This is a genomic window from Trebonia sp. (genome assembly GCF_049794275.1).
Taxonomy (GTDB): Bacteria; Actinomycetota; Actinomycetes; order Streptosporangiales; family Streptosporangiaceae; genus Trebonia.
In genome coordinates this window covers 1-6,427 of the sequence record NZ_JBARCR010000122.1, presented here as the reverse complement: position 1 = coordinate 6,427, position 6,427 = coordinate 1, and the positions used below count along the sequence as shown (strand labels likewise).

The following is a 6,427-nucleotide window of genomic DNA, read 5'->3' as shown; positions in this document are numbered from 1 at the left end:
GCCACCCAGAATGAACACAGCCAAGAACATGCGCCACGGGATCATAGAGCACGACCGGCACGCAGTCCGCAGCAAGAATGGCGAGCACAACCGACGAATCCGTGGTTACGAGCGCATCCGCCTCGGGAACCTGCTGGTCAACCGCGAACGCGCCAGATCCCCGGTCCTCGGCGGAGGCAACGCGGACTCCGGCGCCATGCACCTGCCGAGTGAACACGAAATCCCCGAGGTCGGCCCCAATGGCCGCCGCCACCCGCCGCCGGTTCTCCAGCACAGCCCCCGGGTCGTCCCCGACAGAAAAGCTCAAATTCAGCGACTCGTAGGCGCCCACCGACACCCCGCCGCCCCTCGCAGTAACGAACGCCTCAACAGCCAGCCCCTCGAACGCAGGCCAACCCAGAACGCCGAGCCCGGCGACGCGGCGCAACGCGCCGCCAGCCGGGCGACCCGCGGCAGCAGTATCAACGGTGTTAGCCATCGCCCGCGAGTCTATCGACGCCGAAGAGAAGCCGGGGTCTCCCCGGGCAGCCCGGCGGGGCCCGGTCCGCCCGGCGCGCGTCGCACTCCCCGCCTTCTGAAATATCGTGCGGGATAAGGTGCCGGAATCCGGGGCGAACCCCGCACGATCTTTTCGTTCCGACCCGGCCAGACATCTTGGTATCACTTTCCGTCCCCGAAAACCGACAAATCGGGCGCGAAAAGGACCGAAAGTGATACCAAGACGGAAAGTGATGCCAAGTGCGCGGGGCCTGTGGGGACGAAGCCATCACGTCTAGGAGAAGCGGGGCGCCGTGGAGTTCCGAAGCGTCGTTCGGCGCCTCCCTCGAGGCGACGACTGACGCGCCGGAATTCCACAAGCCCAGCGACCCCACCTACACCCCAGCGGAGAAGGCCTCCGCGTCACGAAGCACCCGGAGAACGTTGCCCCCGGCAAGCGCCTGGCAGTCCGCTTCGGACCAACCCCGCCTGAGGAGCTCAGTGAACAGCGCCGGGTAGCGGGAGACGTCCTGCAGGCCGTCAGGGAACTTGTCGCTGCCGTCGTAGTCGCCGCCGATGCCGATGTGCTCGATGCCGGCGATCGCGCGGACATGGTCCACGTGGTCCGCGACCTGCGTCAGCGTCGCGGATGGCGACGGGTGCTCCCGCTCCCACTCGGGCATCACGCTGAACACCGCGGCCAGGTTCGCCGGGTTCTCGCCGCGACGGCTCACCTCCGCGGACAGCCCCTGGAACCAGTCGTTGCAGTCGGCGGAGACGAAGAACGGGACGAACGTGACCATGCACACGCCGCCGTTGGCCGCGAGGCGGCGCAGCACGTCGTCGGGCACGTTGCGCGGGTTGTCGACCAGCGCGCGCGCCGAGGAGTGGGAGAAGATCACCGGCGCCCGCGCCGCGTCGAGGGCGGCGTTCATCGTGGCCGGCGACACGTGTGAGAGGTCCACGAGCATGCCGAGCCGCTGCATCTCCGCCACGACCTCGCGGCCGAAGTCGCTGAGCCCGCCGGTGTCGGGGACGTCGGTCGCGGAGTCGGCCCAGCCGACGTTGCTGTTGTGCGTCAGCGTCATGTACCGGACGCCGAGCGCGTACAGGACGCGGAGCACGCCCAGCGAACCGCCGATGCTGTGACCGCCCTCGGCGCCCAGCAGCGAGGCGATCCGGCCGGCCGCGAACGCCTGCGCCACGTCGTCCGCGGTCAGCGCCAGCGCGAACCGGGACGGGTAGCGCCGGATCATCCGGTGCGCCAGGTCGATCTGCTCGAGCACAGCGGTCACCGCGCTGTCGCCGGCCAGCCGCGCCGGGATGTAAACCGACCAGAACTGGCCGCCGACCCCGCCCTCCACCAGGCGGGGAATGTCGGTGTGCGTCTTGCCGACCCGCTGTGTCAGGTCGACCGCGTCCAGGTCGCCGATGGTCTCCCTGATCGCCCAGGGCAGGTCGTTGTGCCCGTCGATCAGCGGGAAGCGGCTGAGCATGGCGCGCGCAAGGGCGTTGGAGAGGGCGGTACCGTCGGCCGTTGTCACGCCGCTAGCGTAACGGCTTCCGCCATCGTCGGCGCCGCGTCGGCGTCGCTGACCAGGCTTGAGAATCCCGCGCCGAGCAGCATCAGGCCCGCCGCGGCGAGGAACGCGAGCCGGTATCCGCCCAGGTCGGCCGAGCTCGCGCCGGTCGCGCCGAGGACGGTGCCGAGCAGCGCGACCCCGGCCGCGCCGCCCGCCTGCCTGAGCGTGTTCAGCAGGGTCGAGGCATGGCTGGTCTCCGCCGCGGACACGGTGGCCAGGGCAGCGGCCTGCGAGGGTGAAAAGGCGAACCCGAACGAGCCGCCGGTGAAGAACATCAGCACCGGGATCAGCCAGGCCGCGTTGCCAGGACCGGCGAACGCCATCCCGCCGATGGACACGACCGTGCCGCACATCCCTGCGGTCATCAGCCGCCGCGGCCCTACCCGCTTGTACAGCCGGGAGGTCACCTGCACGCCGATCATCCCGCCGATGGCCTCGGGGAACGTCGACAGGCCCGAGTGCACAGCGGAGAAGCCGAGGCCGTTCTGCAGCAGCAGCGGCACCAGGAACAGCGTGCCGACGAAGCCGGCGCCGGCGAACGTGAGCTGCAGGTTCGTCGCCCGGAACAGGCGGTTGGCGTAGATCCTGAGCCGGAGCATGGGCGCGGCCGCGCGCAGCTCGACGAGCACGAACAAGGCGAGCAGCACCAGGCCGGCCACCCCGGTGGCGAGCACGGCCGCGGCGCCCCAGCCGGAGGTCGCGCCGGTCGACAGCGCGAACATGAACAACGGGACGCCGGTCCCGGCGAGCAGGAACCCGGGCAGGTCGAAGGGGCCAGGGGGATGCTCAGAGCCGTGCGGCAGGAACAGCGCGCCGAAGACGAGCGCGGCCACCCCGACCGGCAGGTTGAGGTAGAAGATCCACCGCCAGGACAGTCCGTCCACCAGCAGGCCGCCGATCACCGGCCCGAGCGCCGGCGCGATCAGCGTCGGCACGATCAGCAGCCGGTTCGCCCTGATCCGCTCGGCGGGCGGGTACGCGCGGAACATCATCGCCATCCCGACGGGGATCAGCAGCCCGCCGCCGGCGCCCTGCACCGCGCGGAACACCACCAGTTCAGGCAGCGACGTCGCTACCCCGCACAGCGCGGACGCGGCCGTGAACAGCCCGATGGCGCCGAGCACCACGCTGCGGGCGCCGAACCGGTCCCCTACCCAGCCGGACACGGGCATCACCACCGCCAGCGTCACCAGGTACGCGGTGACCACCCCGCTCACCGACGCCACCGGTACCGCGAAGTACCTGCTCAGCGTCGGCAGCGCCACGTTGACGACCGTCGCGTCCATGATGTTGAGGAACATGGACGCCACGAACACGGCGCCGACGACGAGCTTCGGGGACAGGCGGGCCTTCACGGACTACTACAAGGCCGGGCCTGCCGGCCCTGTTCCCTGTCGCTCAGCCGATTACTTGCGGTGTCCTGGGCCGAGCTTCCCGAGCCGCCATTGGGTGATGGCCAGGCAGATCAGGCCGATGAGGATCATGAAGCCAATGTCGGTGAGCCACTGAACGGGGGTGTGCTGCCATAGGGCGTCCGGGGCCTGGCCGGGCGTGATCACGCTCAGGCTAGTCGTCGAGCCGAGCGCGCCCATTCCCCACCGTGCCGGGGCGATCGATGACACCCATCTGATCGCCCCGGTCAGCGGGATGACACCGCCGGACAGGACGACCTGGATCATGGTGACCACCACGAGGGCCGGCATGGTCTGCTCAGATTTGGTCACCATGCTGGAGATCGCGAGGCCGATGAGCATGGAAACGAAGCACAGCACCGCGACGGCGATCGCGATCTCAACGAGCGGCGCGCTGGTGAGCAGCGAGCCGGTCTTCGGCATCGGGCGGCCGGCCACGCCGATGACGACGATGAGCAGCGTCTGCACCACGCTGACCACGCCGAGGACGAGCACCTTGGAGGAGAGGTAGGCGCCGGACGATAGTCCGGCCATGCGTTCTCGCTCGAAGATGTCACGCTCCTTGACGATCTCGCGCACCGAGTTCGCGGTGCCGGCCAGGCAGGCCGACATCACCAGGATGAGCAGCACCTCGATCGCGTCCGTGTTGGTCTTCGGCAGGCCGCCCAGGCCTTCGGGCGACGGTATCACCCGGACGACCACGCCGAGGATCAGCGGGAGCAGGATGGTGAAGAGCATGTAGCCGCGGTCGACGGACATCACCCGCGCGTAGCGGCGGGACAGCGTGGACAGCTGGCTGATGCGGCCGCGCTGACGCGGCGGCGGCGGTTCCTCCCGCTGCGGCGCGTCGGGCGGCAGCGGCTGCGGCGCGCGCTCGGTCATCGGCTCCGTCACGTACCGCGCGTAGTCCCTCGACGCCTTGTACTCGGCCATCCAGTCCTTCTGGGGCTGGTCGGAGAACTCCTTGAAGACGTCTGCCCAGTCGGCCCTGCCGAAGTACTTCAGCCCCTCCTTTGGCGGTCCGAAGTAGGCCATCTTGCCGCCGGGGGCGAGGACGATGAGCCGGTCGGCGAGGTCGAGCAGTTTCGGCTCGACGTCGTGCGTGATCACGACGACCGACTGCCCCTTCTCCGCCGCCCCGTCCGCCATCCGGCGCATCCGCTCCATGAGCTCGCGCTTCAGGTGCGGGTCAAGGGGTGAGGTCGGCTCGTCGAGGAACAGCAGGCTGGGCTTGGTGAGCAGCTCGAGGCCGATGTTGACACGCTTGTTCTGGCCGCCGGAGAGCCGCTCGACGCGAGTGTCGCCGTGCTGGCTCATCTCCAGCTCGCCGAGCACCTCCTCCACGCGCCCGCGCCGTTCCGACGCGCCCGTGTCCGGGGGAAAGCGCAGCTCGGCCGCGTAGCCGAGCGCCGACCTCGCGGTCAGCTGGTCGTGCGTGACGCTCTGCTGCGGCACCAGCCCGATGCGGTGCCGCAGTTCTTCATAGCTCTTGTACAGGTCGCGCTTGTCGTACAGCACGGTGCCCTGGTCCGCGGGCCGCTTCCCGGTCAGCGCGTTGAGCAGCGTGGACTTGCCCGCCCCGGCCGGGCCGATGACCGCGAGCAAGGAACGCTCGGGCAACGGGAAGGTGATGCCCTGCAGCAGCACCTTCGGCTTGCCGCCGTCCGATACCTGGACGAACAGCTCGCGGGCCTCGAAGGAAACGTTGCCCTCGTCGACGTACTCGCGCAGTTCGCCGTCGGCTAGCCGGAAGGTGGCGTGGCCGATGCTGATGATGTCGGAATCGCCCAGCTCGGCGCGGTCGATCCGGGAGCCATTGACGAAGGTGCCGTTGTGGCTGCCCAGGTCGATGATCTCGTAGCGGCCGGTCACCGACTTCCTGAGCTCGGCGTGCTCGCGGGAGACGCCGAGGTCGGAGACCACAAGGTCGTTGTCCGGGGTGCGGCCGATCCGCATGACCTTCGAGGGCAGCGGCATGCGCGCGGTGGGCCGCCGGTCGACGCTCGGCAGGCTCGCGAGGATCTCGGCTTCCTGTTCCTGGACCGGTTCCCTGACCAAGCCGCCAGATATCCGCGCGGGCGCGGGCGCGGGTGCCGGCACGGGCATGGGGACAGGCACGGAGACGGGCGGCGGTTCCTGGGGAAGCTGCGGCTCGAACCTGAGTACCGGACCGTCGTCTGGATTGCCGATCCGCACCACGCAGTTGGTCCGGATGTCGACCCGCCGGGTCTGCTCCGTGCCGACAAAGATGCCATTGCGGCTGCCGGTGTCCTCCAGGACCCACCCGGCCCCGTCGGTCTTGAGCACGGCGTGGTGCCACGACACGCGCGCATCGCTCAGCACGATGTCCGCGGCGGGATCCCGCCCGATGCGATATTCGGTGCCGCTTTCCAGCCGGTGATCGGAACGCCTCGTCCGAACCAGCAGCGCCGGCGCGGCATGCGGTCTCTGCGCCACTGGATTGCCCACCGCCGGGTTCCCCTCCCGCTCGTTAAGCCCCGATAGTTGCTTTGGTTTCCCCCGAACGCGCCCGCGTCCCCTTGAGTCTAGGGCTCGGGCGTGAAATCCGGAATCTGGTGAACTATAACTGCGAGGGAGACCTTTACTATCTCGGCCTTGACATTCATCAATACTTGTAGCGTCGGCAGTTTGACAAGACCTGGGGGCGACCAATGAGCACCGACCCTACCCAGCCGATGAGTCAGCCGGCATCCGCCGGTGGTGACTGGCCGGAGCAGCCGGAATCACAGCAGCGTGAGGTGCCCGACGCGACCAGGGCTGAGCCGTCGGCGCAGCCGAGTTTTCAGCCCGCCCGGCCGAGCTTCACCCCGGCGCAGCCCGGCGCCCAGCGCCCGGCACCCCCGGGGCCCCCGGGGCCCCAGCCCGGTGCCGAGCAGGGCCAGGCATTGCACCCCGACAGCCGGCCGCAACAGCCACCTCAGTACGGCCCCCAGC

5 protein-coding genes are annotated in these 6,427 nt (G+C 69.5%); all 5 read right to left on the bottom strand.

What is annotated here, in order from left to right; genetic code table 11:
• On the bottom strand, positions 1 to 478 hold a 478-nt coding region (locus WA805_RS03310; RefSeq protein WP_425241616.1), incomplete at its 3' end, for a polyphenol oxidase family protein.
• A gap of 394 nt (positions 479 to 872) precedes the next feature.
• Entirely contained in the window at positions 873 to 2,021 is a 1,149-nt protein-coding gene (locus WA805_RS03305) for a dipeptidase (protein WP_425241615.1), read from the bottom strand.
• A complete protein-coding gene (locus WA805_RS03300; protein ID WP_425241614.1) occupies positions 2,018 to 3,415 on the bottom strand; it encodes an MDR family MFS transporter in 1,398 nt (465 codons plus the stop codon). Before WA805_RS03300 ends, WA805_RS03305 begins: the two co-directional genes overlap by 4 nt.
• A gap of 51 nt (positions 3,416 to 3,466) precedes the next feature.
• The gene (locus WA805_RS03295) at positions 3,467 to 5,929 is read right to left on the bottom strand and encodes an FHA domain-containing protein (RefSeq protein ID WP_425238440.1); all 2,463 of its coding nucleotides are present in this window, start codon (positions 5,927 to 5,929) and stop codon (positions 3,467 to 3,469) included.
• Positions 5,930 to 6,216: 287 nt separating this feature from the next.
• A partial coding sequence (locus WA805_RS03290) for a hypothetical protein (protein WP_425241613.1) occupies positions 6,217 to 6,427 on the bottom strand: 211 nt, incomplete at its 5' end.